Origin of the sequence: Actinoallomurus acaciae (assembly GCF_042429965.1) — a bacterium.
GTDB lineage: Bacteria > Actinomycetota > Actinomycetes > Streptosporangiales > Streptosporangiaceae > Actinoallomurus > Actinoallomurus acaciae.
The window spans coordinates 1-2,898 of record NZ_JBHLZP010000774.1; the positions used below are offsets into that span (position 1 = coordinate 1).

A 2,898-nucleotide genomic window follows, 5' to 3' on the forward strand; every position below is an offset into this window, starting at 1 on the left:
ACGCTCGGCGCCGCGCTCCTCGTGATGCACTCGCCGGCCGACCGGCTCGTGGGCATCGACAACGCCCGGCGCATCTTCGACACCGCGAGGCACCCCAAGTCCTTCGTCGCGCTCGACGGCGCCGACCACCTGCTGACCGACCCGGCCGACGCCGAGTACGCGGCCTCGGTGCTCGCGGTGTGGGCCGCGCGCTACGCCCTCGCCCCGCCCGCGCTCCCGGACCGCGAGACCGGGGCCGGTGTCACGGTGACGGAGAGCGGCGCGGGCCCGTACGGCCAGCGCGTAACGGCCGGACGTCACGTCCTCACCGCCGACGAGCCCGAGCCGCTCGGCGGCGACCGCGGGCCGAGCCCCTACGACCTGCTGCTCGCCGCTCTCGGCGCCTGCACCTCGATGACCGTACGGATGTACGCCCGGCGCAAGGACTGGCCGCTGGACCGGGTCTCGGTCCGGCTGACCCACACGCGGATCCACGCGGCCGACTGCGCGGACTGCGAGACGCATGACGGAAGGCTCGACCGGATCACCCGCGTGATCCGGCTCGACGGCGCCCTCGACGAGGACCAGCGCCGCCGGCTTCTCGCCATCGCCGACAGATGTCCCGTACACCGCACGCTCCGCTCGGAGGTGGACATCGAGACGACCGAGGCCCCGGCGTGACGGTTCACCCGTGACCGGCGTCGCGCGAACCCCGTGGACCTGCGCCGCAACGGCGCCCGCTGCGACGCGGCCGTGTGGGCCGTGGTCTGGTGTCCGGCGGGCCCGGCTCGGCGCCGGGTCGGGCCTGACCGGACTCCGCGACCGGATCGAGTCCCACGGCGGACGAATCCGGGTCACCAGCCCCGCCGGTGCGGGGACCACGCTGTCCGTCGAGCTCCCGGCCCCCGCGCCGGCGTAACGGCGGGCGACGTAGGGTCGCCGCCATGGACACCCCCGCTCAGATCATCGAGAACGAGCTGGCATTGCAGCGCCCCGAGATCCGCCGCGACCGCGCCGCCGTGCTCGCGCTGCTGGCAGCCGACTTCGTGGAGGTCGACGCCGACGGGACGGCCTGGGACGCCCAGGGTGTGGCGGAGGCGATCGCGTCCCAGCCGGGATACGTCATGCCGACGGTGTCCGGCATGGTGGCGACCCCGCTGTCACCTGACGTCCACCTGCTGACCTATCGCGACGAGACCAAGGCCCACAGCTCCGTCTGGATCCGAGGGGACTCCGATCGTTGGGTCCTCCGTTTCCACCAGCAGACCCGGTTCCCGCGCTGACCTCGATCTGCGGATCGGCCGTGGACCCGGATCGTCGTCCCCCTGTCGCCGAGGACCCGACTTTCGGTCATTGATCACCGAACGATTCTCCGGAGGCCGCGCCGGTGTGGTTAACCGGCATGTCATCTGCCGCTGGCACCATTACGGCCATGTCTTCTGTATCGATTCAGTCGTCCGAGGCAGGGGTCCAGCCGGAGGCCGACGGCCGGCTGCTCTGCCTGGAGTGCGGCCGCTGGTACCGCGCACTCGGCTCACATCTGGTCCAAGGCGAGGGGACCACTCCGGAGGCCTACCGTGAGCGCCACGGCCTTCCCGCGACCCTGCCCCTCGCGGCCGCCGATCTGCGGTCGCGATGGCGGGAGCAGACCCGGAGACGGCGCGAGAGCGGCGACCTGCCCACCGCGGTCGACCCGGCCGTCAGCGCGACCGGCCGCCGCAACGGCGCCGCGCGCCATGCGCTGACCGCCGCGCGGCCCGGCGTCCGCACCGTCCACCAGGCCGGCATCGTCAAAGCCCGCGCCCTCGCGGTCGCCAAGGCTCGTGCCTCGCTCGACGAGACCGCCGTACGCCTCGGGCACGCCGACTGGCACCGCCTGATCGCCGATACGTGCCACCTGGACGCCGGCATGGTCGCGCGGCTGACCGGGCGTGAGCGGCAGACCATCACCTACTGGCGCCGCAAGCTCGTCGGGCCGGACTGGAAGACGGCCAGCGGATACCTGCACCCGAACCGCGCGGCGGCCTATGCCCGGATCGACCGCGAGTTCGCGGCACGGGGATGGACGTCACTCGCGGACGCCCTGGCCGGGACCGGCATACGCGCCCTGGCGCGCACGCTGGCGACCACGACTCCCAGCCTCCGCGCGTGGGAACATCACCGGCGCGCGAGGTCCGGCCTGGATCAGGTCGATGGTGCCGAATGAATTACACCATCGACCAATCCCGGCGTCCCGCCGCACAGCATTCGCCGAAATGCCCCATGCTCTCTCAGAAGAGCAGAACACCCGGAATGCGCGAGAGAAAGAGAACCGCCGGCAGATGAAGATCGGAATCGGGCTTCCCAACCAGCTTCGCGACGTGCGTCCCACGGTCATCCCGGAGTGGGCGTCCCGTGCCGAGGCCGCCGGGTTCTCGACGCTGTCCACCGTGGGCCGCGTGGCCTACCCCGGAGTCATGGACACCGTCGCCCTCGCCGCCGCCGCAGGCGCCACCACCAGCATCGGGTTGACCAGCAGCGTCATGCTCGCCCCCGTCTGGCCGCCCGCGCTGCTGGCCAAGGAGCTGGCGGCGATCGACGGGATCTCCGGGGGACGTCTCACCGTCGGCATCGGCATCGGCGGCAACCGCCAGGACGACTTCGTGGTGGAGGGTCTGCCCGGCCGGGGTCTCGGCAGGCGGATGGACCACGACCTGGAGGTCTACCGCAGCGTCTGGCGCGGCGAGACCTTCGGCGGAGGGCCGAACCCGGGGGTGCCGGCCGGCACGCGCGAGGTCCCGATGCTGTTCGGCGGCCTGGTGCCCGCGGCCTACGAGCGCATGGCCGCCTGGGGCCAGGGCTATTACTACATAGCTAGATCATGTTGGGGATTTCGCTTCGTGAGTGTTCGGGGCATGCCACCTTGGTGGCATGCCCCGA

General features: G+C 72.1%; 4 protein-coding genes. All 4 read left to right on the top strand.

Going from position 1 to position 2,898, the window contains the following annotated elements; translation table 11 throughout:
* On the top strand, positions 1–660 hold a 660-nt coding region (locus ACFFNX_RS46740), incomplete at its 5' end, for a bifunctional alpha/beta hydrolase/OsmC family protein (protein ID WP_378212823.1).
* Between the two features lie 263 nt (positions 661–923).
* Positions 924–1,262 carry a DUF4440 domain-containing protein gene (locus ACFFNX_RS46745; protein ID WP_378212824.1) on the top strand — a complete coding sequence of 113 codons (339 nt, stop codon included), beginning with the start codon at positions 924–926 and terminating at the stop codon, positions 1,260–1,262.
* Positions 1,263–1,411: 149 nt separating this feature from the next.
* Complete coding sequence (locus ACFFNX_RS46750; protein ID WP_378212825.1) at positions 1,412–2,185, top strand: MucR family transcriptional regulator; 774 nt, start codon at positions 1,412–1,414, stop codon at positions 2,183–2,185.
* A 115-nt stretch (positions 2,186–2,300) separates the two neighbouring features.
* On the top strand, positions 2,301–2,898 hold a 598-nt coding region (locus tag ACFFNX_RS46755; RefSeq protein WP_378212826.1), incomplete at its 3' end, for an LLM class flavin-dependent oxidoreductase.